General features: G+C 66.3%; 23 protein-coding genes. 2 read left to right on the forward strand and 21 right to left on the reverse strand.

Annotation, left to right across the window (positions count from 1 at the left end):
• Positions 1–35 precede the first annotated feature (35 nt).
• From M1D40_RS17885 to M1D40_RS17960, 16 genes are all read right to left on the reverse strand, one after another.
• Positions 36–1,787: an ABC-F family ATP-binding cassette domain-containing protein gene (locus M1D40_RS17885; protein ID WP_461169725.1), complete on the reverse strand. Its 1,752-nt coding sequence runs from the start codon at positions 1,785–1,787 to the stop codon at positions 36–38.
• 193 nt (positions 1,788–1,980) lie between these two features.
• Positions 1,981–2,619, reverse strand: coding sequence for a hypothetical protein (locus tag M1D40_RS17890; protein ID WP_461169726.1), 639 nt, complete (start codon positions 2,617–2,619; stop codon positions 1,981–1,983).
• 122 nt (positions 2,620–2,741) lie between these two features.
• A complete protein-coding gene (gene dnaB, locus M1D40_RS17895; RefSeq protein WP_461169727.1) occupies positions 2,742–4,124 on the reverse strand; it encodes a replicative DNA helicase in 1,383 nt (460 codons plus the stop codon).
• A gap of 614 nt (positions 4,125–4,738) precedes the next feature.
• Positions 4,739–5,188: a 50S ribosomal protein L9 gene (gene rplI / locus M1D40_RS17900; protein ID WP_227890903.1), complete on the reverse strand. Its 450-nt coding sequence runs from the start codon at positions 5,186–5,188 to the stop codon at positions 4,739–4,741.
• A gap of 18 nt (positions 5,189–5,206) precedes the next feature.
• Positions 5,207–5,446 (reverse strand): 30S ribosomal protein S18, encoded by a 240-nt coding sequence (rpsR, locus tag M1D40_RS17905; protein ID WP_003800144.1) that lies wholly within the window; start codon positions 5,444–5,446, stop codon positions 5,207–5,209.
• 146 nt (positions 5,447–5,592) lie between these two features.
• On the reverse strand, positions 5,593–6,162 hold the full coding sequence (locus tag M1D40_RS17910) for a single-stranded DNA-binding protein (protein WP_461169728.1): 570 nt from the start codon (positions 6,160–6,162) through the stop codon (positions 5,593–5,595).
• 33 nt (positions 6,163–6,195) lie between these two features.
• The gene (gene rpsF, locus M1D40_RS17915; protein WP_152220935.1) at positions 6,196–6,549 is read right to left on the reverse strand and encodes a 30S ribosomal protein S6; all 354 of its coding nucleotides are present in this window, start codon (positions 6,547–6,549) and stop codon (positions 6,196–6,198) included.
• A 246-nt stretch (positions 6,550–6,795) separates the two neighbouring features.
• The gene (locus M1D40_RS17920; RefSeq protein ID WP_461169729.1) at positions 6,796–8,070 is read right to left on the reverse strand and encodes a M18 family aminopeptidase; all 1,275 of its coding nucleotides are present in this window, start codon (positions 8,068–8,070) and stop codon (positions 6,796–6,798) included.
• Between the two features lie 177 nt (positions 8,071–8,247).
• Positions 8,248–9,126 carry an ABC transporter permease gene (locus tag M1D40_RS17925; protein ID WP_461169730.1) on the reverse strand — a complete coding sequence of 293 codons (879 nt, stop codon included), beginning with the start codon at positions 9,124–9,126 and terminating at the stop codon, positions 8,248–8,250.
• Complete coding sequence (locus tag M1D40_RS17930) at positions 9,123–10,097, reverse strand: ABC transporter ATP-binding protein (RefSeq protein WP_152220929.1); 975 nt, start codon at positions 10,095–10,097, stop codon at positions 9,123–9,125. Before M1D40_RS17930 ends, M1D40_RS17925 begins: the two co-directional genes overlap by 4 nt.
• A gap of 168 nt (positions 10,098–10,265) precedes the next feature.
• Complete coding sequence (locus M1D40_RS17935; RefSeq protein ID WP_461169731.1) at positions 10,266–11,120, reverse strand: ABC transporter permease; 855 nt, start codon at positions 11,118–11,120, stop codon at positions 10,266–10,268.
• Positions 11,117–12,070: an ABC transporter ATP-binding protein gene (locus M1D40_RS17940; protein ID WP_341394513.1), complete on the reverse strand. Its 954-nt coding sequence runs from the start codon at positions 12,068–12,070 to the stop codon at positions 11,117–11,119. The genes M1D40_RS17935 and M1D40_RS17940 overlap by 4 nt, the downstream gene beginning before the upstream one ends.
• Before the next feature lie 45 nt (positions 12,071–12,115).
• Entirely contained in the window at positions 12,116–12,961 is an 846-nt protein-coding gene (locus tag M1D40_RS17945; protein ID WP_341394514.1) for an ABC transporter permease, read from the reverse strand.
• A complete protein-coding gene (locus M1D40_RS17950) occupies positions 12,958–14,010 on the reverse strand; it encodes an ATP-binding cassette domain-containing protein (RefSeq protein ID WP_461169732.1) in 1,053 nt (350 codons plus the stop codon). The genes M1D40_RS17945 and M1D40_RS17950 overlap by 4 nt, the downstream gene beginning before the upstream one ends.
• A gap of 118 nt (positions 14,011–14,128) precedes the next feature.
• Complete coding sequence (locus M1D40_RS17955; RefSeq protein WP_341394516.1) at positions 14,129–15,319, reverse strand: MFS transporter; 1,191 nt, start codon at positions 15,317–15,319, stop codon at positions 14,129–14,131.
• A 79-nt stretch (positions 15,320–15,398) separates the two neighbouring features.
• A complete protein-coding gene (locus tag M1D40_RS17960; protein WP_461169733.1) occupies positions 15,399–17,081 on the reverse strand; it encodes an ATP-binding cassette domain-containing protein in 1,683 nt (560 codons plus the stop codon).
• A gap of 113 nt (positions 17,082–17,194) precedes the next feature.
• Between M1D40_RS17960 and M1D40_RS17965 the strand changes: the two genes are divergently transcribed.
• A complete protein-coding gene (locus M1D40_RS17965) occupies positions 17,195–17,515 on the forward strand; it encodes a putative quinol monooxygenase (protein WP_341394518.1) in 321 nt (106 codons plus the stop codon).
• A 44-nt stretch (positions 17,516–17,559) separates the two neighbouring features.
• Here M1D40_RS17965 and M1D40_RS17970 read toward each other — a convergent pair whose 3' ends face one another.
• The 4 genes from M1D40_RS17970 to M1D40_RS17985 all read right to left on the reverse strand — a co-directional run bounded on the left by M1D40_RS17970 (position 17,560) and on the right by M1D40_RS17985 (position 22,254).
• Positions 17,560–17,829 carry a hypothetical protein gene (locus M1D40_RS17970; RefSeq protein WP_341394519.1) on the reverse strand — a complete coding sequence of 90 codons (270 nt, stop codon included), beginning with the start codon at positions 17,827–17,829 and terminating at the stop codon, positions 17,560–17,562.
• Between the two features lie 79 nt (positions 17,830–17,908).
• Entirely contained in the window at positions 17,909–19,225 is a 1,317-nt protein-coding gene (locus M1D40_RS17975) for a hypothetical protein (RefSeq protein WP_461169734.1), read from the reverse strand.
• Between the two features lie 111 nt (positions 19,226–19,336).
• On the reverse strand, positions 19,337–20,782 hold the full coding sequence (locus tag M1D40_RS17980; protein WP_461169735.1) for a phytoene desaturase family protein: 1,446 nt from the start codon (positions 20,780–20,782) through the stop codon (positions 19,337–19,339).
• Positions 20,779–22,254: a glycosyltransferase family 87 protein gene (locus M1D40_RS17985; protein WP_461169736.1), complete on the reverse strand. Its 1,476-nt coding sequence runs from the start codon at positions 22,252–22,254 to the stop codon at positions 20,779–20,781. Before M1D40_RS17985 ends, M1D40_RS17980 begins: the two co-directional genes overlap by 4 nt.
• Before the next feature lie 157 nt (positions 22,255–22,411).
• On the opposite strand from M1D40_RS17985, the gene M1D40_RS17990 reads away from it, so the two are divergent.
• Positions 22,412–23,497 carry an inositol-3-phosphate synthase gene (locus tag M1D40_RS17990; RefSeq protein WP_461169737.1) on the forward strand — a complete coding sequence of 362 codons (1,086 nt, stop codon included), beginning with the start codon at positions 22,412–22,414 and terminating at the stop codon, positions 23,495–23,497.
• A 121-nt stretch (positions 23,498–23,618) separates the two neighbouring features.
• Here the strand turns inward: M1D40_RS17990 and M1D40_RS17995 are convergent, their stop codons facing one another.
• Positions 23,619–25,304, reverse strand: a complete 1,686-nt coding sequence (locus tag M1D40_RS17995) for a formate--tetrahydrofolate ligase (RefSeq protein WP_341394524.1) — start codon at positions 25,302–25,304, stop codon at positions 23,619–23,621.
• Positions 25,305–25,322: the final 18 nt, after the last annotated feature.

Raw genomic sequence — 25,322 nt, forward strand, 5'->3', positions numbered from 1 at the left:
CACTCCGGCGTGCAGCGCCGACCGCCGGCAGACCGCTAGAGACTGAACCGCCGGCCGCCCCACCGCCGGCGAAACCACCGGTCGTGGCTGGCCACCACCACCGTTCCGGGGTACGAGTCGATGGCCTGCTCCAGCTCCTCGGCGAGGGACAGCGCCAGGTGGTTGGTCGGCTCGTCGAGCAGCAGCAGCTGCGGCGGTTCGGCCACCAGCGCAGCCAGGGCCACGCGGCGCCGCTGGCCCGGCGACAGCTCTCCCATGGGCTGTTCCTCCTCGTCCGGGCGCAGCAGCCCGAGTTCGGCCAGCGGAGGCGCCTCCTCCGGGCGGGCCAGCCGGGAGCGGTAGGCAGCCGCGGCCGGGAGTGCCGGATCAGGCCAGCGGTCCTCCTGCAGGAGCAGGCCAACGCTGAGCGCCGGCGCATGCCGGACATCACCGGTGTCAGCCGCGAGCGAGCCGGCCAGCACCGCGAGCAGCGTCGATTTGCCTGCCCCGTTGCGGCCTTCCACGAGGATCCGCTCCCCGCTCTCCACGACCAGGTCGACCGGACACAGCCGTCCGTCCACCCCTGCGCCCCTCAGGACCAGGATCTGCGTTCCGTCTGTAACCGGGGAAAATCCGTCCACTGCGCGGGCGGAGGGGAGTCCACGGAAAACCAGCGGCTGCCGGGGCTCCGGAACCGCCGTCCGGTCCAGCTCCGCCAGTCCCCGCAGCGCCGACCGCACCCGCCCTCCCACGGTCTTCGCAGCCCTGTCGCTGTAGAACTTTTTGGCACCCCGGATCTCGGTTCCGGGAATCGTGGTGTGAAAAATGTTCCGCCCGTCGACGTCGGCGATGCGCCGCAGCCTCTCCCGCTCCGCTTCCTGCGTTTCCCACGCTTCACGCCAGCGCCCGCGGGCAGCGGACCGTGCGGCCAGGTAGTCCGTGTACCCGCCGGTGTAGCGCCGGCCCTGCACTGACGGGCCGGCGTAGCTCTCCGCTCCGGATGCAGGATCAAGGTCAACCAGTTCAGTGGCAACGGCATCCAGGAACCATCGGTCGTGGCTGGCCATCAGCAGCGGGCCCTGCCGGGCGCGGAGTTCGGCGGCCAGGTAGGCGACGGCGTCGTCGTCGAGGTGGTTTGTAGGTTCATCCAAAAGCAGCGCAGCCGGGCGCCCGAGCAACAGTGCAGCCAGGGCCAGACGGCGCCGCTGGCCGCCGGACAGGCTGTGCACCGGCCGGTCCCGTTCCAGACCGGCCAGGCTCAGGCCCGCGAGGACCTCGCTGATCCGGGCGTCCAGTGCCCAGAGGCCGGAGTGTTCGGCCTCCGTCAGGGCGGCGTCGTAAGCATCGGCGACCGACACATCCTCCGGCACCACGGCGAGCCGGCCGCCCAGGTCCTCCAGGAGGATGCCGAGCCCGCGGACGGGAGCGACGGCCGCCTCAAGCACGTCAGCCAGCGTTGCCCCGGGCACGGGAAGGAGTTCCTGCCGCAGGAAGCCAAGCGATGCAGGCCGGACAACGGACCCCGCGTCCGGGGTCAGCACCCCGGCGGCGATCAGCAGCAGGGTTGATTTTCCGGATCCGTTTTCCCCAATCAGAGCGGTGCGGTTTCCTGGGGAAACGGAAAACGTGACGTCCGTGAGCACCCGGCGGCCTGGGTAGCCGAGGCTGACCGCTTCAAGCCGCAGGTGGCTGCCGCTCGCGGCACGCGGGACGGAACCCGGCCTGGAATCAGTTCGCGGCGGGAAACCGGGAGCCGCGGAATCTGCGCGGGAGGGGGTGCGGGAAGGGGTGGGGCGTGAGGCGGCCATGGGAATCCTACTGTCCTGGAAGCTGCCGCCCGCCGGGCACGTCGGGCACCGCCGGCCCGCACGCGTACAGGGGGGCGGTGCCAGCCTCTGGCGGGCGCGGAACAATCAGGAAATCAGCATGGGTCCGATGCTAGTTTTTCCGGTCCGCAACGGCAACCCGGGTCGACCGCAGCCGACCGCACGCCGGCCCGGCTCAGGCCCCGGGCTGTTCCGGAACGGGCAGTCCCCGCCCGGCGAGGACGGACCGGTAGGCATACTCGGTCAGGCGGCCTTCACCGCGGGCCTGTTCCACGGCGTCGAAGGACCGCGGCCCGGGGCCGTCGCTGTAGGGGAAGTGGATCAGCTCGGCAACGAGTTCCCATTCTTCGGCAATGCTGTCGATCAGCTCGCCGGGTGTTTCATCCTGGCCAGGGCCTCCGCCCAGCACGGTCCATGAGTCTTGGGGAACGCGGTAGGCCTCCAGCCGGTCCAGATCCGCTTCGAGTTCTTCAAGGGTGCTGTATTCCGTTTGCGCCTCGGGCGGAACTGACCCGTCCGCCGTCGCGAGCTGGCTGACGAATCCGGTTTCCAGGGGGTAGACGGAGGTTGGCACCGGTTCGCCTTCCTCCAGGTAGGCGGGCAGCTGCGAGGGCATCCAGTACCAGGCATCGCCCTGGTCTGCGCCGCCGGGCTGGCTCCGCTCGCTGATCCAGCCGCGGACCGTGAGCAGCGCTTCCCCCTCGTCGCTGACAAACGCGGGGGTGTTGCCGAAGAGCAGATTTGTTTCGTGCTCCGTGCGGCGGGCCTGCTTCTTCTTGGCTGCTGCCTTCTTGCGGGGCTTGGACTTGGGCACGGAATACTCCTCGGGACGAGCTGGTCAGGGGGCGGCTGGCGAAGAACCCTGGGGTGCAGACCGGCACTGACAATTCTAGTCGCCAGGCCCGGGGCGTCCCGCAGCCTCCCCCGGCAGCGGGACTAGAAGCCTGAGCCGCCTTCAACCGCCATGTTGGAGAAGCGGGAGTAATGGCCCTGGAAACCCACGGTAATGGTCTTGGTGGGGCCGTTACGGTGCTTGGCGACGATCACGTCGGCTTCACCGGCACGCGGGGATTCCTTGTCGTAGATGTCCTCGCGGTGCAGCAGGATCACCATGTCGGCGTCCTGCTCGATCGAGCCGGATTCACGAAGGTCCGAAATCATCGGCTTCTTATCGGTTCGCTGCTCGGACCCGCGGTTCAGCTGGGACAGGGCGATGACGGGGACTTCGAGTTCCTTGGCCAGCAGCTTCAGGGCACGGGAGAACTCGGACACTTCCTGCTGGCGTGATTCGACTTTCTTGCCGGAGGACATCAGCTGAAGGTAGTCGAGGACCACGAGCTTCAGGTCGTGCCGCTGCTTCAGCCGCCGGCACTTGGCGCGGATTTCCATCAGGGACATGTTCGGGCTGTCATCGATGAACAGCGGCGCCTCGTTCATCCGACCCATGGTGGTGGCAATCTTGCCCCACTGCTCATCCTTGATGGTTCCCTTGCGCAGGTCCTGCAGCGCGATCGTGGCCTCGGCGGAGAGCAGGCGCATGGCAATTTCGTTGCGGCCCATTTCCAGCGAGAAGAAGACCGTGGTCATGTTGTTCCTAATGGCGGCGGAGCGGGCGAAGTCCAGGGCGAAGGTGGACTTGCCGACGGCGGGCCGGGCGGCGATGACGATCATCTGACCCGGGTGGAGTCCCTGGGTCAGTTCATCGAGTTCATAGAAGCCGGTGGGCACGCCGGTCATGCCCTCGCCCTTGTGCTGGGCGGCTTCGATTTCATCTACGGTGCCCTCGATGATGTCCTTCAGGGGAACGTAGTCTTCAGCGGTGCGGCGCTCCGCGACGGCGAAAACCTCGGCCTGGGCGGCGTTCACGATGTCGTCGACCTCCATGCCGTCGCCCGAGTACCCCAGCTGCACAATCTTGGTGCCTGCATCAACCAGGCGGCGCAGCACGGCCCGCTCGCGCACGATCTCCGCGTAGAAGCCGGCATTGGCCGCCGTAGGCACCGACTGGATCAGCGTGTGAAGGTAGGCAGGCCCGCCGATGCGGCCGATCTCGCCGCGTTTGGTGAGCTCATCGGAGATGGTGACGGCGTCAGCCGGCTCGCCGCGGCCGTACAGGTCAATAATGGCTTCAAAAATGGATTCGTGCGCGGGGCGGTAGAAGTCGACCCCGCGGAGAACCTCGACCACGTCTGCGATTGCATCCTTGGAGAGCATCATGCCGCCCAGGACTGACTGCTCGGCAACCAAATCCTGCGGCGGAGTGCGCGCGAAGTCGGAGCCCGAACTGGATGCCGGCGCGTCAGTATGCGTGAGCGACACTGTGTAACCCTTTCCCAAGGTACTGCTGTGGTGCGATCCCTGCCCGGTGGCAGCTGATTCAGGTCTATCCCGCCGCGGTGACACTTTGGGTGCGGCGGCTGCCGTTGAAGTGCGGCACCGTCCCAGTGACGGGCATGGAGTCGATTAGAAGGGATTCACCCGCAACCGTAGCCCTCAAACTCCCTGCCCCCAAACGAGTTATCCACAGGCCTTGTGGACAAGGTGTTCATAACTGGGCGTGTCTTGTGCACAGGTTGGGCATAAGGGTGTGGATAAACTATTATTTTCTAGGCAAACAGCGCTCTGACTAGGGGAAACATTTTTCCACACCTGTGTATAGAGACTATTTTTTTCCAACATTCACCCCCTGCTTGCAGGTTGACAGATGGCTGCAGGGCGCCTATGGGGGCTAGTTATCCCCGATTTCCACAGCTGATATCCACAGCGGCCCGGAGAGGGGTGTGGATAATGCGGATCGGACCTGCCCCGGGTCCGCCGGACCCGGGAATCCTGCTCATACACCCCTGTGCGGGACGTGGAGCACGCAAAAGCGCCCTCCGCCTATAACGGCGAAGGGCGCTTCTTACACGCCGGGAGGCGTGCAGGTGTCCGTACTAGCTGGCTACGACGTTGAGGTCGATGACAGCAGCTACGTCGTCGTGCAGACGAACGTTGGCCTGGAAGGAACCAACCGACTTGATGTGCGTCGGCAGTTCAACCTTGCGCTTGTCGATGGTGCCGAGACCGGCAGCTTCGACGGCAGCAGCAACATCGGCGGCCTTGACGGTTCCGAAGAGGCGTCCGGACTCGCCGGCCTTGACGGTCAGCGTGACCGGCTTGGCGGAGAGTGCAGCTGCCTGCTTCTGAGCATCTTCCAGGGAAGCGTGCTCGCGGGCGGCGCGGGCAGCCTTGATGGACTCAACCTGCTTCTCGCCACCCTTGGTCCAGGTCAGTGCGAAGCCGCGGGGCAGAAGGAAGTTACGTGCGTAACCGTCCTTTACCTCGATGACGTCGCCGGCAGCGCCGAGACCGGTTACTTCGTGGGTCAGAATGAGCTTTGCCATGAGTTAGGGTTCCTTTCCTTAGCCGCGGCCAGCGCCGGAGTACGGCAGGAGAGCAACTTCACGGGCATTCTTGATTGCCTGTGCAATTTTGCGCTGTTCCTGCACGGTTACGCCAGTTACGCGACGGGCGCGGATCTTTCCGCGGTCGGAAATGAACTTGCGCAGCAATGCTACGTCCTTGTAGTCGATGACAGTGATGTCAGCGGCCTTCAAGGGATTGGACTTTGGTTTGGGCTTGCGAAGTTCAGCCTTAGCCATCGTGGAGCTCCTTATGTCTAGTGGAGCCCGTGGATCATTCCACGGGATGGGCTCGACGGCGAATGCCGTCTGAGGTTGCGCCCGAAGGCGCAGGGGTGGAGAGAAGCACGTTCCCCGCAGGGGAGGCGCCGCTCTCCGGTCGAGATTTAGAAGGGCGGATCGTTGGAATCCGGTCCGTTGCCCCAGCCGCCGGCGTTTCCGCCGCCTGCGGGAGCACCCCAGGGGTCATTGGCCGGTGCAGCCTGAGGCTGCTGCTGGCCTCCGCCCCATGCAGGGTTGGAATTGCCGCCGAAGCCGCTGTTTCCGGAGTTTCCGCTGTTGCCGCCAAAGCCGCCGCCGCCACCGCCGGAGCGCTGGGTGCGGGTGACCTTCGCGGAAGCGTACCGAAGCGAGGGGCCGATCTCGTCGACCTCAAGCTCCATGACGGTGCGCTTTTCGCCCTCTTTGGTTTCATACGAACGCGACTTCAGGCGGCCCTGGCAAACAACACGCGTCCCCTTGGTCAGGGATTCGGCCACGTTCTCAGCGGCTTCGCGCCAGACAGATGCCCGGAGGAACAGCGTTTCGCCGTCTTTCCAGTCATTTGACGTGCGGTCGAAGGTCCGCGGAGTCGAGGCAATGGTGAAATTGGCCACTGCCGAACCTGACGGCGTGAACCGGAGTTCCGGATCATTCGTTAGGTTGCCGACGACGGTAATAGTTGTCTCGCCTGCCATGTTGCCTCCTGATATCGGTTTGGTTTGCAGAAATTACTCTGCGGAAACCTTTGCAGCTTCAGCCTTAGCGGCCTTCTTGGCATCCTTCTTCGAGATCTTCTGCTCTTCCGGGCGGATGATCTTGGTGCGCATGATGGTCTCGTTCAGGCTCAGCTGGCGGTCAAGCTCAGCGGCAGCTGCAGGCGTCGCGGTGAAGTTAACCACTGCGTAGATGCCTTCAGCCTTCTTCTGGATTTCGTAGGCGAGGCGGCGACGGCCCCAGATGTCGACCTTGTCGATGGTTCCACCATCGTTGCGGACAACATTGAGGAACTTATCGAGCGAAGGCTCGACTGTACGCTCTTCTACCTCGGGGTCGATGATAACCATCAGTTCATAAGCACGCATTTGTGAACCCACCTCCTTTGGGCTATACGGTCACGGCATTTCCGTAACAGGAGGTTCTTTTGCGTTGTCGTCCCGCGGGATCTGGGTGACCAGGCAGCGGGAAAGCCGTCGACATTGCCGACAGCACAGACTTAGCTAGTCTACCGGACGCTGGAAGGTGCTCCGGACAGGGTGGAACCCGAAACCGGGACGCAGCCCGCAGTGGCCGGCCCGTCCCGGTCCTCTTCTCGTGCCCGCCCGCCCGGGTCACCCGGTGAAAAACACTTCGCTCACCTTCGCCAGATGGTAGGGATCCTGCACCCCAGCCATTTCGCGGGCTGAATGCATGGACAGCAGGGGAATGCCGACGTCGACGGTGCGGATGCCCAGCCGGGTGGCGGTCAGGGGTCCGATCGTGGAGCCGCACGGCATCGAGTTGTGCGAGACAAACTGCTGGTACGGAATGTTGGCCTGCCGGCACAGCCCGGCCCAGCGTGCGGCACCGGGTGCGTCGGTGGTGTAGCGCTGGTTGGCGTTGATCTTCAGCAGCGGTCCGCCGTTGAGGACGGGGTGGTTCGCCGGGTCGTGGCGCTCGGCGTAGTTCGGATGCACGGCGTGCCCGGCGTCGGCGGAAATGCAGAACGAGCCTGCGAACGCCCGCTGCCGGTCCAGGGCGGATCCGCCCAGGCCGCCGGAAATCCGGTTCAGTACATCCTCCAGGAACGGTCCGGCCGCTCCGGAGCGGCTGCCGCTGCCAACCTCCTCATGGTCGAAGGCTGCCAGCACCGCGATGGAGCCGTCCGTCTTCGTTTCGGCCGCCGCAATCAATGCCGCCAGTCCGGCATGCACCGAGGAGAGGTTGTCGAGCCTGCCGGAGGCGAAGAATTCATTGTCGGCGCCGAAGGTCCGGGGTTCCTGCGTATCCGCCGCCACGATGTCATATCCGCCCACCTGGTCGGCCGACAGGCCGGCGCGTGCAGCCAGCAGCTCCAGCAGGTCAGCGGTGGAGGGGTCACCGAGCCCCCAGACCGGGTTCATGTGCTGCTGCTTGTCGAGTTTCAGGCCCTCGTTGACCGCCCGGTCCAGGTGGATGGCCAGCTGCGGAAAGCGCAGCAGCGGACCGGTTTCCACCAGGTGCTCCTCGCCGTCCATGGTGACCAGGCGACCGGCGAGCTGCAGTTCACGGTCAAGCCAGGAGTTGAGCAGGGGTCCGCCGTAAACTTCGACGCCAGCCTGGAGCCATCCCAGCCGGCCGGTGGTGGGCCGCGGCTTGAGTTTGAAGGACGGCGAGTCGGTGTGCGTGCCCAGAATCGAGAACCCGGTTCCGGGGCCGGCCCCCTGCGGAACAATCCACGCGATCAGGGCGCCGTCCCGCACCACATGGTATTTTCCGGGCTCCGCCGGCCAGTCCAGGCTTTCGTCGAGTTCTGTAAACCCGGCGGCAGCGAGACGGCGCGCGCCCTCGCGGGCCGCGTGGAAGCTGGAGGGAGAGGCGCTGACGAAAGCACCGAGGTCGTGGATGTGATCCGTTGCATCAGACATACTCCGATTCAACCAGAGCCGGCTCCGCGCACGTAATAGCTGCCCGGAACCCGGGACAACCGGAGTGTTAAACGCGGAAACTCCCCGCTGTGGAGGAGTTTCCGCCCCGTAACGGGTGTCCGGCAAAGGAGGCTGCGGCCGTTCTTCCGCCGCCTCCTTCACCGAAGAATGGAGTCCCTAGACGTCGCGGCGTTTGGCCACGAGCAGGGAGATGATGAGCAGCGCCACGGCCCAGGCAGCCATGACCAGGCCGCCCTCCAGCGGATTGAGCTGCCCGGCGGTCTCGGCCGGGAACATCAGCATTCGATCCCCGGCGTTGGTGGGCAGGAAGCGGGCGGCATCAGGAATCCAGTCAGCGAGCCCCTGAATGAGGTTCACGATGATGACGGGAAAGACGAAGAACAGTCCGATGGCCGTCACGACGCCGCCGGCGGTGTTGCGCAGGAGCGTGCCGATGGCCATGGAGATCACGGCAATGAACGCCAGATAGGTTCCGGTGTTCAGGATGGAGCGCAGTACGCCCTCGTTAGTCAGTGCAAAGTCCAGATCTTCGGCACCAAGGATTGGCTGGGCAATGAAGTAGGAGATGAACGCCGCGCCGGCACCGAGGATAAACGCGATCAGGGCAATGACCAGGTTCTTGGCCAGCAGGGCAGGGATCCGGGTGGGCACGGCAACCATGGTGGACCGGATCATGCCGGTGCCCCACTCCGAGGCGATCAGGACAACCGCCAGCGAGGCGATGAGCAGCTGGCCGAAGATGTACCCGCTGGCAGGTGCCATCAGCGCCTGTTCACGAAGCATCTCCATGCCGCCGCCCATCTGGGCCTGCATCTCCGGGGAAGCATCCGCCATGAAGTCGACCGACACTGCTATCTGCCAGGCATAGAGGGCGCTGAGCCCCACCATGACAATGAGGGTGATGGCCAGGAGGATCACGGTAGAGGGAACGGTGGTGACCTTGATCCATTCCGAACGCAGAATTCGTCCGAAGCTCAGGCCCGAACCGTCCCGGCTCCGGGTGGGAGCCGGTGTTGGTGCTGTCTGGATGCTCATGCTGACTTTCCTCCGCCGCTGGTCAAGGTGGCTTCGGCTGCGGGGGCCGGTGCCTGGGGCTGTTCGATGGCCTGTGACTGGTATTCGACCTGGTCCCGGGTCAGCTCCATGTACGCCTCTTCAAGCGAGGACTGGCGGGGAGTCAGTTCATAGATCAGGATCTGCCGGGCCAGGGCGGCCTCGGCAATGCTGCGTGGTTCCCGGCCGGTGATTTCCAGTAGGTCCGGTTCCAGCTGTGTAAACGAGGTTTCCCGGTTTTCGAGTGCCCGGCGCAGTTCCTCCGGCTGGTCCGTGCGCACAAGCGTGCGGATCTTGTCCTGTCCGGCAATAATCTCGCTGATCGGTGCGTCTGCAATGATCCGGCCCCGCCCAATCACGATCAGGTGGTCCGCAGTGACGGCCATTTCGCTCATCAGGTGCGAGGAGAGGAAAACGGTGCGTCCCTCCGATGCCAGGCCCTTGGCCAGGTTGCGGACCCAGAGGACTCCCTCCGGATCCAGTCCGTTGACCGGTTCGTCGAAGATCAGCGTCTGAGGGTCCCCCAGAAGTGCGACGGCGATACCCAGCCGCTGCCCCATGCCCAGGGAGAAGCCGCCGACCCGCCGCTTCGCCACGGGACCCAGCCCGGTCAGTTCGATGACCTCGTTGACCCGCTTGTTGGAGATGCCGTGGGTGGCGGCCAGCGCGCGCAGGTGGTTGTACGCAGAGCGCTTGGTGTGCACGGCCTTTGCATCGAGCAGTGCACCGACTTCATGCAGGGGTGCCTTGTGCTGTTTGTAGGGTTTTCCGTTGACAGTGACGGCACCGCCTGTGGGCCGGTCCAGGCCCACGATCATGCGCATGGTGGTTGATTTTCCGGCGCCGTTTGGGCCAAGAAAGCCGGTGACCTTGCCCGGCTGGACAGTAAAGGAAACGTCGTCAACGGCAATTTTGGCGCCGTAGCGTTTCGAGAGGCCGTGTGCCTCGATCATGGTGATCCTTACATTTGGGCGGACGTGAAACCTGGGGGGCTTCCTCCACCCTAGGGGAGAGCACGATCGCAGACACCGTCCCAGAGGATGAGTTCGGTACTTTTCCGGGTCCTCCCCCAGGATGACTCAGGGATGACCCTGACTCTGTTCAGGCGTGCGCCGCCACGGTCAGATGTCCCGCTTCTTGAGAACGACGACGGCGCCTGCCAGCAGCACCACGGCCCAGCCGGCAAGAATGAGACCGCCTTCGGCCTGGTTGAATGCCTCCGGGGCTACTCGGGTGGCCACCAGTGCGGAAGAGGCGCTGCTGGGCAGGAAGCGTTCGGCGTCCACCACCCAATCCGCCAGGCCTGAAAGCAGCCCGGTAATAATCGGCAGCACAAAAAGCGCTCCAACCAGGGTCACCACTCCCCCGGCCGTGCTGCGCAGCAGGGCACCGATGGCCACGCCCATGACCGCGATCAGTGCCAGCACCGTGCCGGTATTGATGATGGAGGGCAGCACCCCCTCCGCATCCAGCCCGAAATCAAGATCGGACCCGGACAGTATCGGCTGCGCCACCAGATAAGTGACGAAGGCTGCCAGGACGCCCAGGATGAAGGAAATGACCGCAATCACCAGGGTCTTGGCCAGCAGCGCCGGCGTGCGGGTGGGTACGGCCACCATGGTGGAGCGGATCATGCCGGTGGTGTACTCGGATCCAATCAGCACCACCGCCAGCGCGGCGATCAGCAGCTGGCCGAAGGGCAGCCCGGATGCCGGGATGTCATAGGCCAGGCTCTGCGCTGATGTGCCGAAACCTCCGGGCGGGCCAGCCGCCGGGTCATTCACCAGCTGTACCGTTCCCCAGGCAACCAGGGCGCCCAGCCCAACCATCACCGCGAAGCTCACTGCCAGCAGGATGACGGTGGAGGGCACGGTGGCGGTCTTGATCAATTCGGAGCGCAGCACGCGCGGAAAGGTGATCCGACGGGATCCGGAAGTGCGGGGCTCCTGCGCGGCGGGGGCTGCTGCTGCACTCATGCCTGTTGTCCTTCCTCGGCCGGGAGGGAATCGGATGATGGGTTGATGTGGCGTGACTGGTACTCGACCTCTCCGCCGGTCAACTCCATGTAGGCGTCCTCCAAGGAGACCTGCTGCGGGGTGAGTTCCGTCAGGAGGATTCCAAGGGAACTTGCTGTTTCCGCAATGCTCCTGGACGTCAGGCCCAGAATCTCCAGCTGATCCGCCGCCGGTCGGCGCACTTCCACTCCGGGCGAGCCGACGGCGGCAGCCAAGCCGGCGGCGTCGTCGGTGCGCACCAGGACACGCTCCTGCTGGCTCCCGGCCAGCACTTCCCCGATGGGGGCATCGGCCAGAACCCGGCCGCGGCCGATTACGATCAGGTGATCGGCGGTCACCGCCATCTCGCTCATCAGATGGGAGGAGATGAAGACGGTACGGCCTTCAGCTGCCAGTCCCCGGACCAGGAAGCGTACCCATTTCACGCCTTCCGGATCCAGTCCGTTGACGGGCTCATCCAGGATCAGGGTGTGCGGGTCCCCCAGCAGTGCGACGGCGATGCCCAGCCGCTGCCCCATGCCCAGCGAATACCCGCCGACCCTTTTCCGCGCCGCCGATCCAAGGCCCGTGAGTTCGATGACTTCGTTGACGCGGGCGGAGGAAATGCCTTCGGTGGCGGCGAGTGCCCGCAGATGGTTGTAGGCAGTGCGTTTGGGGTGGACTGCCTTCGCCTCCAGCAGGGCACCCACCTCGTGCAGGGGGGACCGGTGCCCGGCATACGGTTTTCCGTTGACCGTCACCGTCCCGCCGGTGGGATGGTCCAGCCCAACGATCATCCTCATGGTCGTTGATTTTCCGGCACCGTTCGGTCCAAGGAATCCGGTGACCTTGCCCGGCGGGACCGAAAAGGTAACGCCGTCGACGGCGGTTTTCTCGCCAAAGCGTTTGGTGAGTTCGCGTGCCTCAATCATGGTGTGTCCTCACACTTGGTGTCTCCATCTTGGGGCCTGGGGTTCCTAGCGGGAACTCACCGACTCGAATTTGCGCACCGCCAGCGGAACAAACACCAGCAGCATCACCACCGATCCGATCAGCACGGTTGCCACCGCATGCTGCATGGGCCAGGTGTCCGGAACAGGAGTGTTGCCGAGGTTGCCGAACAGCTCCCGTGCCGCCTGGACCAGGGCAGAGACCGGGTTCCACTCGGCAAAGATCCGCAGCGGCGTCGGCAGCGTGGAGCTCTGAACAAACGCGTTGGAGATGAAGGTGATGGGAAACAGGATCATGAAGGAGGCATTGTTGATCGTTTCCGGAGTCCGCACGGTCATGCCAAGCAGCGCCATCACCCAGCTGAACGCGTAGGAGAAGAGCAGCAGCAGCCCCACCGCCGCCAGGAAGGAGGCAAAGGAGGTGTTGACCCGCCACCCCACCAGCAGTCCCGTGGCCATCATGATGAGCATGGAAATGGCGTTGAGCACCAGGTCCGAGTTGGTCCGTCCGATCAGCACCGCCGACGGGCTCATGGGCAGGGTGCGGAACCGGTCCACAATCCCCTCCTTCAGGTCCTGGGCCATTGCCGCACCGGAGAACGTGGAACCGAACACCACGGTCTGGGCAAAGATGCCTGCCATCAGGTACTGCGTATAGTCCGTGCCGGCCACGGAGATCGATCCTCCGTACACCTGGCTGAACAGCAGCACGAACATGATCGGCTGCAGGACGGCAAAAATGATCATGTCCGGCGAGCGCTTGATCTTGATCAGGTTCCGCCAGGTCACGGTCCAGCCGTCGGCGGCCCAGTTTGCTGCGGCTGCCCTGCCGCCGGTCCTTACGGCGGGCAGCCGGGTGGTTGCGGCGCTCATCGGCGGGCTCCTTCCCTGTCCTGTGCGCCTTCCGGGGCGCCGGACGCCGGTTCCTCTTCGGCCGGACGGCCGGTGAGCTGCAGGAAGACATCATCGAGCGTGGGACGGCGGATGCCGGCGTCGTGCAGCGCAATGTCCCGGGACTGCAGGTCCGCGAGGACAAGCTGCAGCGACGCCGGTCCGTTCTGGACCGTTACCTCCAGGCTCCGGCCGTCATCGGCGGTGTGCGGCTGGCCGGCGCCGTGGCGGGCCAGGACGGCCCTGGCCGCGGCGGCGTCGCTGGCATCCACCAGTGCCACGGCGACGCTGTGGCCGCCGATCAGCGACTTGAGCTGGTCCGAGGTGCCTTCGGCAATGACGGCCCCGCGGTCGATAACGGCAACGGTGTCCGCCAGCTGGTCGGCTTCCTCCAGATACTGGGTGGTCAGCAGCAGCGTGGTGCCCGCCGCCACGAGGTCCTTGATGACCTGCCACAGGGCCAGGCGGCTGCGGGGGTCAAGGCCGGTGGTCGGCTCGTCCAGGAACAGGACCCGGGGACTGTTCACCAGCGCTCCGGCCAGGTCCAGGCGCCTGCGCATGCCGCCGGAATAGCCCTTGACCGGCCGGTTTCCGGCATCGGTCAGCTCGAACATGTCAATGAGCTCGGCGGCACGTTCCCGGGCCTGCCGGTCCGGGAGGTGGTACAGCCGTCCCACCATCCGCAGGTTTTCCGTGCCGGTCAGGTTCTCGTCCACTGCCGCGTACTGGCCGGAAACGCCGATGATCCGGCGGACTTCCTTGGGGCTGTCCAGCACGTCGATGCCGTCAATGGTGAGGACGCCGGCGTCGGGCTTGATCAGGGTGGTGAGGACCTTGACGGCGGTGGTTTTCCCGGCGCCGTTGGGGCCCAGCAGGGCCATGACCGTGCCTTCGGGGACCGCGATGTCCAAGCCGTCCAGTGCGTGCACCGGCCCGGACTTCGATTTGTAGGTCTTGCTGACTCCGTGCGCCTCAATCAGCGGTGAACCGGAACCGCGGCTGCGGGCAGGAGGGGTTGGGGAAGTGAACATTGGTCGAAGATAGACCCGGCACTCCTGCTCCGGTACCCCTATTGCGGACACATGCGGTCCGCTGGTTGTGCTCCCGGGTGAGTGGCCCGGCTATTGCCGCCGGCTGTTGCCGCCGGCGCTACGGAGCGGCCTCCGGAACCTTTTTCTGCTCGGCGGCAGCGGGGGCCACCAGGATGGACAGCAGCATGGCGGCTCCCACCAGCAGGAGCGCATTGCGGACGCCCCACAGCTCGCCGACGAAACCCAGCACCGGCGGGCCCACGAAGAAGGCCATGTAGCCGATCGTGGAAACGACCGAGACGCGGCTGGCCGCGCGGGCCGGGTCCTCGCCGGCGGCGGACATGCCCATCGGGAAGCCCAGGGCCGCCCCGATTCCCCACAGGACGGCGCCGATGCCGGCGAGCACCAGGTTCGGCGCCAGGACAAAGAGCAGGAGCCCGGCCAGTGACGCACTCATGCAGATCCTCAGTGCAGGCACCCGGCCCAGCCGGTCGATCAGGCGCGCGCCGAACCAGCGGGTGGCGGTCATCGCGGCCACAAAAACGCCGAACATGACGGCTCCGGCGGTTTCGCTCGCGCCGAGACCGTCAACGGTGGCTTTCGCCACCCAGTCGTTGGCGGCTCCTTCGGTCAGGGCGGCACCCAGGACCACCACCCCGATCAGCAGCGTGCGGCCTTCCTTCCAGGCAGCGAAGCGCGACGGCGGAGCAGCGGCGCCGCCGCCGTCGTCGTGCACGGGCACCGGATCCGGCAGGAAGTTCCGCGGCACGGCCAGGACCAGCACCGTAGCGATCACCAGGATGCCCACCAGATGCAGGGACAGGGAGATGCCGGCCGCCGAAAGCACCGCCCCAACCATCGCGCCCACAAAAGCCCCGCCGCTGAAGGCGGCATGGAACTTGGGCATCACCGTACGGCGGAGGTGGCGCTCCACCTCGGCACCCTCCAGGTTCATGGCCACGTCCCACAGCCCGATCCCGGCGCCGAACAGCAGCAGTCCGCCGGCTGCCAGGGGAATGTTGGGCCACCACAGGGATGCCGCAATAATCAGTGACGCGGCCGACGTCATCAGTCCGCCGGCGCGCACGGCGCCGTCGGTGCCGATCCGCTGCGCCACGGACCCGGCCAGCGGAAGGGAGCACACTGATCCCACGGCGGAAAAGAGCAGCAGCACTCCGACGCCGGCAGCGCCGATGCCGAGGGATTCGGCTGCCGCGGGAATCCGCGCGGCCCAGCTGGCGAAAATGAGGCCGTTGAGGCCGAAGATGACGAAGACGGATATCAGGGCACGGTCCAGGGAGCTCTTCACGCCTCCAGTTTGCAGGGATTGGCCCCGCAAAGGGAAACCTGGCCCGGTCACACTGGCGCCGGACGAAATGCGCAGCGGCCTACCGGGCGCGGACCACCCTTTTCTCGTCCCAGACCGGGGTCTCGGATTCGTAGACCTTGCCGTCGGAGCCGAACACCAGGAACCGGTCGAAGCTGCGGGCGAACCAGCGGTCGTGGGTGACAGCCAGCACCGTTCCTTCAAACGCGTCGATGGCCTTTTCCAGGGCTTCGGCCGAATGCAGGTCCAGGTTGTCGGTTGGTTCATCCAGCAGCAGCAGGGTGGCGCCGGAGAGCTCCAGCAGCAGGATCTGCAGGCGGGCCTGCTGTCCGCCGGAAAGCGAATCGTATTTCTGCTCCGAGGAGGCAGCCAGCCCGTAGCGGTCCAGGGCCCCGGCCGCAGCTTCGCGGCCCAGCCCGGAGCGGTGGTCATCACCGCGGTGCAGAATGTCCAGCAGGGTTTTGCCAAGCAGGTCCGGACGCATCATGGTTTGCGCGAAGAACCCCGGGCGGATCCGGGCGCCGAGCTTCACCGAGCCCTCATGCGGCACCGGGGCTTTTTCCACCTCGGAGACGGGCTCGTGTTCCTTTTCCGGATCCGTACCGCCCGCGGCCAGCAGCCGCAGGAAGTGGGACTTGCCGGAACCGTTGGACCCGAGCACGCCCACCCGGTCGCCGAACCAGATTTCAGTGCTGAAGGGCTTCATCAAGCCTGTCAGTTCCAGCTTCTGCGCGACGACGGCGCGCTTGGCGGTCCGCCCGCCGCGCAGCCGCATCTTCACGTTCTGCTCGATCGGCAGCGCCTCGGGCGGACCGGCCTCGAGGAACTTCGCCAGCCGGGTCTGCGCGGCCTGGTAGCGGTTGGCCATGTCGGAGCGGAACGCAGCCTTGTTCTTGTACATGTTGACGAGTTCCTTGAGCTTCAGGTGCTCCTCGTCCCAGCGCCGGCGCAGTTCCTCGAACCGGGCGTTGCGGTCCTCGCGGGCCGTGACGTAGCTGCTGAAACCCCCGCCGTGGATCCAGGCCGAGGCCCCGTTAATGCCCGGCTCCAGGGTGACGATGCGGGTGGCGGCGTTGTCCAGCAGCTCCCGGTCGTGGCTGACGAACAGCACCGACTTCTTGGATTCGGCCAGCTTGCCTTCCAGCCAGCGCTTGCCCGGAACGTCCAGATAGTTGTCCGGCTCATCCAGCAGCAGCAGGTCATCGGGGCCCGAGAAGAGGGCCTCCAGAACCAGGCGCTTCTGCTCGCCGCCGGAGAGGGTGGAGGCCTTGCGGTACTGGGCGCGGTCAAAGGGCATGCCGAGCGCGGCCATGGTGACCTCGTCCCACACGGTTTCCTGCTCATACCCGCCGGCGTCGCCCCAGTCGGCAATGGCCGTGGCGTAGCGCATCTGGGTGGGCTCGTCGTCGTGCTCCATCATGGCCAGCTCGGCGTCGTCCACCGCCTTGGCCGCGGCGGCGAGCGCGGGCGGCGCGGCGGAAACCAGCAGGTCCCGCACCGTGCTGTCATCGCGGACCTGGCCTACGAACTGCCGCATGATGCCCATGGATCCGGACTTGGCCACGGTGCCCTCATCGGCCTTGATGTCCTCGGCAATAATCCGCAGCAGCGTGGTCTTTCCGGTGCCGTTGGGGCCGATCAGGGCAGTCTTGTGCCCCTCTCCCACCTTGAAGCTGACGCCGTTGAGCAGCTGCCGGCCGTCGGAAAGGAAATAGTCAATGTTGGATACGTCGAGGTGAGCCACCCTCCCATCCTCCCATCCGCCGGCGGCGCCGCAGCCGTCCGCATGGACACAGGGCGCGCACGTCTGCCTACGATGAAGGTCCGCAATCACGGGTCCAACCATCAGGAGCACAGATGATCTTTATTACCGTCAAGTTCAACGTCAAGCCCGAATGGGTCGACCGCTGGCCGGAGCTGACCGCTGATTTCACCGCCGCCACCCGTGCCGAGCCGGGCAACCTGTGGTTCGACTGGTCGCGCAGCCTGGAGAACCCCAACGAATTTGTCCTGGTCGAAGCCTTCAAGGACGACGCCGCTGCCGCCCACGTCCAGAGCGACCACTTCCAGCAGGCCATGAAGGACATGGTGCAGGCGCTGGTGGAGACTCCCAAGATCATCAACACGACGATCGACGGCGAAGAGTGGTCCCGGATGGGCGAGCTGACCGTCGACTAGTTTGCCGGCAGCTCACCGGCCGGCCTTCACGGGCCGGCCGGGCGCTACTTGGTGTCGAGGCTGTACCCGGCGCGGGTCAGGATCTCCCGCAGGTCCACCACGGTCTGCTCGTCGATGTCCTTCCCCCGGGGCGGCTCAAGGATATCGGTCTGGCCGGCGAGCGTGACTTCGTATTTGCCGTTGTGTTCCCGGGTGGTGTCAGCCACCGCCTCCAGCAGGGACACCACGTTCTTCCATTCGATGTTTGAGCTCGTGGGATGGCGCAGGATCTTTTCCAGCGTGTCCCGGTGGTGATTGTTCAGGTGTTCGGTCATAACAAACCTCCTGAACCCAGTTCCCCATGCCGGAGCCGGGAGCGCAAGGGACGAAGGCTCCCGCTCCCGGCCGGGGCGCTCAGTTGCCGGCAGGACGCAGGAACGCCGCTATCCGCGCGGGCACCAGATGTTCCACGTGCCCTGCCATCGTGCGGGATCCCGCCTCAATCAGCAGCCCCCACGCCGCCATCACCAGGAAGGTCCAGGGAGCGGGTCCAACGGTGCCGAAGCCGGTTCCGCCCCCGCCGCCGGCGGATGTCTGGCCGGCCAGCACGACGCCGAGAACGGATACGGCTGCCCCGGCGAGACCGAAGACCAGCGGCAGGGTCAGCCAGGAGGTGCGCCGGCCCGCCGGGTCCGGCAGCCGATCCCGGTCCCGGTCCCGTGCGAGGAACCAGGCCACGGACGCCGCGGCGGCCAGCAGAAGGGTCAGGACGCCCGCTGCCGCGCTGGCCCACATGGGCAGGTCACCGATGGACCCGGGAAGGTTGGCGGCCGCCGGCAGCCCCTGTTCCGTCACGGTGGAGAGATGGCCCAGGCCGTAGGACCACGCCGCCGCGGTGGGCAGCCACAGCGGTGATGCGAAAGCCACGGCTGTGCCGCCCTTGACCAGGGCCGTGACCACCAGTGCCGTTCCGGTGACTGCCGTATAAACCAGGTAATGGCCGGCGGCCACCCGCAGCGCCGGCCGGACTCCGGGCAGGGACCGTTCCGTCCGGGTGATCCAGCGCGGGACCGTTCCGGTCCCGTGTTTCCGCCCGGCCCAGCCGGCAAAGGTGCCGAGCAGCACCGCACCTGCCACGAGGCTCGGTGAAGCCGCGGTCAGGAACATAGCCCCGGCTTCGGTGTCCTCCCGCAGCGAGACCAGCAGGCTCAACAGGACTGAAACGGCAGCCAGGCTCAGCCCGGTCAGGGCGGAATACAGCCACCGGTGCCATTCCGAGCTCAGGGGCTGCCTTCGTTCGGCCCGGCGGCCCAGCTGCCACAGGGAAGCAGCCGCCACCGCGGTGAGGAGCAGGGGAAGAGCACCGGCCCAGAGGCTGACCAGCGGGGCGGGAAGGTCCGCGTACCCGGCCGCCGAGACGGTCAGGACCGGGGTTCCGCCCAGAGCCATGGCAGCCAGGAAAAACGGATAGATCAACAGCGCTGACGGACCGTCCAGCCGGGCGCCCATGTTGCCGGCGGAATCGTTCATGCCGTTGAGCGCTCCGGTCCCGCCCAGGAAGAATCCCAGGACCAGCAGTGCCATCGTCACCAGCGCGGCGCCCAGCGTCAGCCCGTAGGCATACAGCGCCGACTGCACCGCCAGCAACCACTGCGGGTGCTGGCGGCCGCGCTCGGCAGGCGGAGCAAGGGTGTCCGGGTGCCCCGGAAACCCCTTGTCCTGGTTTTCCATGTGTCCATTCCCCCTGCAGAGCGTTGGCTGCTGTGCGCCGGACTTAAACATACAAGGTGCCGGCCCCCTCGCCTGCGCCCACGCATGGAGGTGACGTCCCCTAACCGCGGGTCAGCTGCCCGGGCTCAGGTCCGGCACCTCCATGCCGTGATCCCGGCGCAGGGCCAGTTCGGCCGCATGCCGGCCGCCCATGCCGTGGACGCCGGGTCCGGGCGGGGTGGACGCGGAACAGAGGTAGACGCCCGGAAGCGGCGTCTGCCAGGGGTTCACCGCGGGCACTGGCCGCGCCGCCATTTGCCGCAGGTTCACGGCGCCGCCGCCGAAGTCGCCGCCCACATAGTTTTCGTTGTAGCGCTCCAGGCCCGCCGCCGTCGTCACCTGCGAGCGCACGACGGCGTCCCGGAACCCCGGGGCGAAGCGTTCGATCTGCGCGGTGACGGCCTCGGTCATGTCCGTGTCGGAGCCGGCGGGGACATGGCAGTAAGTCCAGAGGACGTGGCGGCCCGCGGGCGCCCGGGAAGAATCAAAGCTGCTGGGCTGGGAGAGGAGCACGTAGGGCCGGTCCGGATGACGCCCTGCGGCCACCTGGGCTTCGGCCCGTGCCAGCTCGGCGCGGGTCCCGCCCAGGTGGACCGTGCCTGCCCCGCCAACCTCCCCGTTGGCCCACGGCACCGGCCCGGAAAGAATGAAGTCCACCTTGCAGGCAGCGTTGCCGTAGCGGAAGCGCTCCAGGGCCCGGGCATACGGGCGCGGCAGCTCCGGCCCGGCCAGGTCCAGCAGGGTGGCCGGGGAAACGTCGAGCAGGACGGTCTTCGAATCGCGCAGTTCCTTCAGGGAAGCCACCCGGTGCCCGGTCACCAGTTCACCGCCGTGGGCCTGCAGGTCCGCGACCATGGCATCGGCTATCGCCTGCGAGCCTCCCTCGGGAATCGGCCAGCCCACGGTGTGCGCCAGCAGCGACAGCAGCAGCCCGCCGCCGGCCGAAGGCAGCGAAGGCATCCGCCCCACCGGGTGCGCGGCAACACCGGTCAGGAGAGCCGGGGCTTTCTCACCGGAGAACCGCCGGTTCCACAACCGGGTGCCCTGCTCCAGGGCTGCACGTCCGAAGGCCAGCGCCGCCGCCGGTTCGCGGTACCCGCGGACGAGCGGAGACATCAGCAGCTTCGTGATGTCTTCGCTGCGCTCCGTCAGGGGCAGCATCAGCCGGCGGAAAGCCGGGCCGTCAGCACCCAGGCCCTCCGCGGTGCGGTCCAAATCCCGGTAGGCCAGGCCCGCCTCGCCGCCGTCGAGGGGGTGGGCATAGGAAACATCCGGAACAGTGAGCCGGATCCGGTCCCCCAACCCAAACTCGCGGAAAAAGGGCGAAGCAAGAGCCATGGGATGAACGGCTGAACAGACGTCGTACCGGTAGCCCGGTTCCAGCAGTTCCTTGGTCCGGCTCCCGCCGCCGGCCGTGGGGCCTGCTTCAAAGACCCGCACCGACAACCCGGCACGGGCCATGATGACCGCCGCTGCCAGTCCGTTGGGTCCCGCTCCTACCACCGAAACGTCCGTCATGAATCTCCTGCTTTCTGGGCCGCCGCCTGCGCCGCGGGCGGAGCGGAAACAGCCCGCCCGTGCCTGCGGCCAAGCCGGAACCGGTCCGGTGCGTGGTCAAAGGGTCCGCCCTGGGGATCGTCCACGTCGAGCCGGCGGACCGGATCCCGTGCGGGGGTCAGGATATCGGAGACCACCCGCGCCATCAGCCAGGCGGTGGCCGCCATGTGTCCGGCCACGGCCCAGACGTAATATGCCGCGTCGATGTTGTTGCGGGGGTCTCCCCCTGAGGTCAGGGCCCCCAGATACATCCATACCGCCCACCAGTGCATCACCTCGAAGAACTGCCAGACCAAAAAGTCCGTCCATCGCGGCCGGGCGAGGGCCGCCAGCGGAATCAGCCACAGGACAAACTGGGGCGAGTACACCTTGTTGGTGAGCACAAACGCCGCCACGATCAGGAAGGCCAGCTGTGCCAGCCGGGGCCGGCGGGGTGCCGCGAGCGCCAGCACGGCTATTCCGGCGCAGGCGGCGGCGAAAAGGAAATACGCCCCGAAATTGATGAACTCCGGTCCCGCCTCGGCGCGTCCGGTCCGTTCGGCAATCAGGTTCCAGGCAAACCACCCCGAGGAGAACCCCGCCGGACGCTCGCCGGTGAAGGCGAGGAAGTATTTCCAGCCGGTGAAGTCGGTGATCATGAAGGGAACGTTGACAACAAGCCAGGCTGCGGCCGCCCCGGCGAAGGCCTGGCCGGCCGGCCGCAGCCGCATCGTCCGCAGGGCCAGGACCAGCACCGCGCCCAGGATCAGCACCGGATACAGTTTCAGCGCCGTGCCCAGTCCCAGGAAGACTCCGGCCAGGACGGGACGGCTGCGGGCAAAGGCGAGCATGCCAAGGGTGGCCAGGAGCACGGCCCAGATGTCCCAGTTGATATAGACGGAGAGGATCATCGCCGGGGCCAGCGCCACCATTGCCGCGTCCCAGGGCCGCCGGTTGGTCATGCGCAGCGTCGCCGCCACGGTGGCGATCCAGGCCAGGGCAGCGAGCGCGGCGTTAATGTCGAAGTAGGCCAGCGCCCGTTCCGGCGCGGCGCCTCCGCCCGGGACCAGCAACGCCACTGCTCCGGCCAGCAGTCCCAGCAGGACCGGATATTCAAAGGGGGCGCCCGGTGTCAGGAAGGGAAACACCCCGTCGGCCAGGCCCCGCGTGTCAAACAGCACCGGCCAGTCCGAATAGCAGGCCCGGCAGAAGTGCTCCGGCGTGGACCAGCCGCCGACGCGGCAGGGGTTTTTCACGACCAGGGCCAGCAAAGCCGCGGCGGTCGTAAGAAGAATCAGTACCCGCTCCACGGTGAAAAACCCCGGCGTCACGATCCCCGGGGCCGTGTGCCGGCCCAGCGGGCCGCCGATGGCTGCGGTCAGGTTCCTGAGCAGCGGATCGTTGCGGCTGGGGACCACTATGCGCAGTGGCCGCCGTCGGGGCTTGGGCTCCATGCTTACCAGTATGACGCGGCGATCGCGAGGGCTGCCTCCGCCCGCGCGGCGTTCCTGTGATGGTTCACACAGACACGGCACGTTGAGGCCGTAGACTGGGCCGGTCTTGCCGCGTCCGGCGCGGCAACGGAAAAATGTTTGTCTTCAAAGGAGAACCGTGGCAAAGAACCCCATTCGGGTCGCAATCGTCGGTGTTGGAAACTGCGCAGCGTCGCTGGTCCAGGGCGTCCAGTACTACCGCGACGCCGACCCGGACCTGACCGTTCCGGGCCTGATGCACGTGAAGTTCGGCGACTACCACGTCAATGACGTGCAGTTCGTGGCGGCCTTCGACGTGGACGGCAAAAAAGTCGGGCTGGACCTGGCCGAGGCCATCGGAGCCAGCGAGAACAACACCATCAAGATTGCCGACGTCCCGGAAACGGGTGTCACCGTACAGCGCGGCCACACCCTGGACGGACTGGGCAAGTACTACCGGGAAACCATCGTTGAGTCCGACGCGGAGCCGGTGGACATTGTCGCCGCGCTGCGGGACAACAAGGTCGATGTCATGGTCTGCTACCTGCCCGTGGGCTCCGAGCAGGCCGCGAAGTTCTACGCCCAGTGCGCCATCGACGCCGGGGTCGGCTTCGTCAACGCCCTGCCGGTGTTCATTGCCGGCACCAAGGAATGGGCCGATAAATTCACGGCCGCCGGAGTTCCCATCATCGGCGACGACATCAAGAGCCAGATCGGCGCCACCATCACCCACCGGGTGATGGCCAAGCTGTTCGAGGACCGCGGCGTCATCCTGGACCGCACCTACCAGCTCAACGTCGGCGGGAACATGGACTTCAAGAACATGCTCGAGCGCGAGCGGCTGGAGTCCAAGAAGATTTCCAAGACCCAGGCCGTCACCTCCAACACTTCGGCGGACCTGAAGGCCGACGACGTCCACATTGGTCCCTCCGACTACGTGGCCTGGCTGGATGACCGCAAGTGGGCCTTCGTCCGCCTCGAGGGACGCAACTTCGGCGACGCTCCGGTGTCGCTGGAATACAAGCTCGAAGTGTGGGACTCCCCCAACTCCGCCGGAGTGATCATCGACGCGATCCGCGCCGCCAAGATCGCCCTGGACCGCGGCGTCGGCGGGCCGATCCTCTCGGCTTCAAGCTATTTCATGAAGTCTCCGCCGGAGCAGTACAACGATGACATTGCCAAGGAAAAGGTGGAGCAGTTCATCCGCGGCGAGGTAGAGCGCTAACCTCCCCTCCCCTCCCCCGCGAGACGGCAGAAAGTGCGCTTCCCAGACCCGGGAAGGGCACTTTCTGCCATCTCGGCAACGGGGCAGGCCGGGGCTCCGTGGAGCGGGGACCGCCGGCAGCTTAGGACAGGCCCTGCGGCGTGCCGTCCGCCGCGACATCCATGCGCATGGCTGCGGGAACTTTCGGCAGCCCGGGCATGGTCATTACCGCCCCGGTGAGCGCGACGACGAAGCCGGCGCCGGTTTTGAGGATCAGGTCCCGCACGTGCACGGTGAAACCCGTCGGCGCGCCGAGCAGCGAAGCGTTGTCGGAGAACGAGTACTGGGTCTTGGCCATGCACACCGGCAGGCCGTCCCAGCCCCCGGCCTTGATCTCCTGAAGCCGGCGCAGCGCCGGAAGTGAGAATTCGACGTCGTCCGCTCCGTAGATTTCCCGGACCACGGTCCGGATTTTCTCCTCCACCGGCAGCTCCAGCGAATACAGGTACCGGAAGTCCGAGGGCTTTTCCAGTGCGGTGCGGACCGCAGCTGCCAGCGCATCTCCGCCGGATCCTCCTCCGCCCTGCGCCCAGACGTCAGCGGCGGCGGCGGCCACGCCCTGGGCTGCGCACCAGTCCAGCAGCCACTGGATTTCCTCCGGTGTGTCAGTGCTGAAGACGTTGACGGCCACCACCGGATCCAGGCCGAATTTCCTGATGTTCCCGATGTGCCGGCGCAGGTTGGCCGTCCCTGCCTCCAGCGCTTCCGGATTCGCCTTGTCCAGCTCGTCCCGGGGTACCCCGCCGTGCATTTTCAGGGCGCGGACCGTGGCCACCAGGACGACGGCGTCGGGCGCCACATCCGCGGCCCGTGCCGCAATGTCCATGTACTTTTCGGCTCCCAGATCCGCACCGAATCCCGCCTCGGTGACCACCACGTCTGCGACGTTCCGCGCCAGGTCGGTGGCAATGACGGAGTTGCAGCCGTGGGCAATGTTGGCGAACGGACCGCCGTGAATCAGGGCCGGCGTGCCGGCGATGGTCTGCACCAGATTCGGCTTGATCGCGTCCCTGAGCAGCAGCGCCAGCGCCCCCTGAACGCCGAGGTCCCGCACCGTCACCGGCTGCCGGTCATAGGTGTACCCCACGGTAATCCGGGCCAGCCGCTCCTTGAGGTCGGGGAGGTCGCGGGCGAGGCAGAACACGGCCATGATCTCGGACGCAACCGTGATGTCGAAGCCGTCCTGGCGCGGGGTGCCCTCCGCCGGTCCGCCCAGGCCAATCACGATGTTCCGCAGCGAGCGGTCGTTCATGTCCATCACCCGGCGGAAGATGATCCTGCGCGGGTCGATGCCCAGCTCATTGCCCTGGTAAATGGAGTTGTCCAGCAGCGCCGTCAGGGCGTTGTTGGCCGTGGTGATCGCATGGAAATCCCCGGTGAAGTGAAGGTTGATGTCTTCCATCGGCACCACCTGGGAGTAACCGCCGCCGGTGGCACCGCCCTTCAGCCCCAGCACGGGTCCCAGGGAGGGCTCCCGCAGTGCAATAACCGTGCTGACTCCCGCTTTGGCCAGCGCATCGCCGAGGCCGACAGTGACGGTGGACTTGCCTTCACCGGCAGGAGTGGGACTCATCGCGGTAACCAGCACCACCCTGCCCCGGGTGCTGCGGGGAGGTACAAGCAGCGGATCAACCTTGGCCTTGTAGCGCCCGTACAGTTCCAGGGCCTCTTCGGGAATGCCGGCGGCGCGCGCCACCTCGGTGACGGGTTTCATCACCGCCCGGCGGGAAATCTCCAAATCGCTGGACATGTCTGCGGCTGTGCGCATCTCTGCAATCCTTCCGGG

This window comes from Arthrobacter sp. Z1-15 (assembly GCF_054792395.1).

What these genes read in the sequence shown, in the direction of transcription:
- M1D40_RS17885 (WP_461169725.1), bottom strand. Translation starts at nt 1,787, where the DNA reads ATGGCCGCCTCACGCCCCACCCCTTCCCGCACCCCCTCCCGCGCAGAT.
- rplI (WP_227890903.1), bottom strand. Translation starts at nt 5,188, where the DNA reads ATGGCAAAGCTCATTCTGACCCACGAAGTAACCGGTCTCGGCGCTGCC.
- rpsR (WP_003800144.1), bottom strand. Translation starts at nt 5,446, where the DNA reads ATGGCTAAGGCTGAACTTCGCAAGCCCAAACCAAAGTCCAATCCCTTG.
- M1D40_RS17910 (WP_461169728.1), bottom strand. Translation starts at nt 6,162, where the DNA reads ATGGCAGGCGAGACAACTATTACCGTCGTCGGCAACCTAACGAATGAT.
- rpsF (WP_152220935.1), bottom strand. Translation starts at nt 6,549, where the DNA reads ATGCGTGCTTATGAACTGATGGTTATCATCGACCCCGAGGTAGAAGAG.
- M1D40_RS17920 (WP_461169729.1), bottom strand. Translation starts at nt 8,070, where the DNA reads ATGTCTGATGCAACGGATCACATCCACGACCTCGGTGCTTTCGTCAGC.
- M1D40_RS17925 (WP_461169730.1), bottom strand. Translation starts at nt 9,126, where the DNA reads ATGAGCATCCAGACAGCACCAACACCGGCTCCCACCCGGAGCCGGGAC.
- M1D40_RS17930 (WP_152220929.1), bottom strand. Translation starts at nt 10,097, where the DNA reads ATGATCGAGGCACACGGCCTCTCGAAACGCTACGGCGCCAAAATTGCC.
- M1D40_RS17935 (WP_461169731.1), bottom strand. Translation starts at nt 11,120, where the DNA reads ATGAGTGCAGCAGCAGCCCCCGCCGCGCAGGAGCCCCGCACTTCCGGA.
- M1D40_RS17940 (WP_341394513.1), bottom strand. Translation starts at nt 12,070, where the DNA reads ATGATTGAGGCACGCGAACTCACCAAACGCTTTGGCGAGAAAACCGCC.
- M1D40_RS17945 (WP_341394514.1), bottom strand. Translation starts at nt 12,961, where the DNA reads ATGAGCGCCGCAACCACCCGGCTGCCCGCCGTAAGGACCGGCGGCAGG.
- M1D40_RS17950 (WP_461169732.1), bottom strand. Translation starts at nt 14,010, where the DNA reads ATGTTCACTTCCCCAACCCCTCCTGCCCGCAGCCGCGGTTCCGGTTCA.
- M1D40_RS17965 (WP_341394518.1), top strand. Translation starts at nt 17,195, where the DNA reads ATGATCTTTATTACCGTCAAGTTCAACGTCAAGCCCGAATGGGTCGAC.
- M1D40_RS17970 (WP_341394519.1), bottom strand. Translation starts at nt 17,829, where the DNA reads ATGACCGAACACCTGAACAATCACCACCGGGACACGCTGGAAAAGATC.
- M1D40_RS17975 (WP_461169734.1), bottom strand. Translation starts at nt 19,225, where the DNA reads ATGGAAAACCAGGACAAGGGGTTTCCGGGGCACCCGGACACCCTTGCT.
- M1D40_RS17980 (WP_461169735.1), bottom strand. Translation starts at nt 20,782, where the DNA reads ATGACGGACGTTTCGGTGGTAGGAGCGGGACCCAACGGACTGGCAGCG.
- M1D40_RS17985 (WP_461169736.1), bottom strand. Translation starts at nt 22,254, where the DNA reads ATGGAGCCCAAGCCCCGACGGCGGCCACTGCGCATAGTGGTCCCCAGC.
- M1D40_RS17995 (WP_341394524.1), bottom strand. Translation starts at nt 25,304, where the DNA reads ATGCGCACAGCCGCAGACATGTCCAGCGATTTGGAGATTTCCCGCCGG.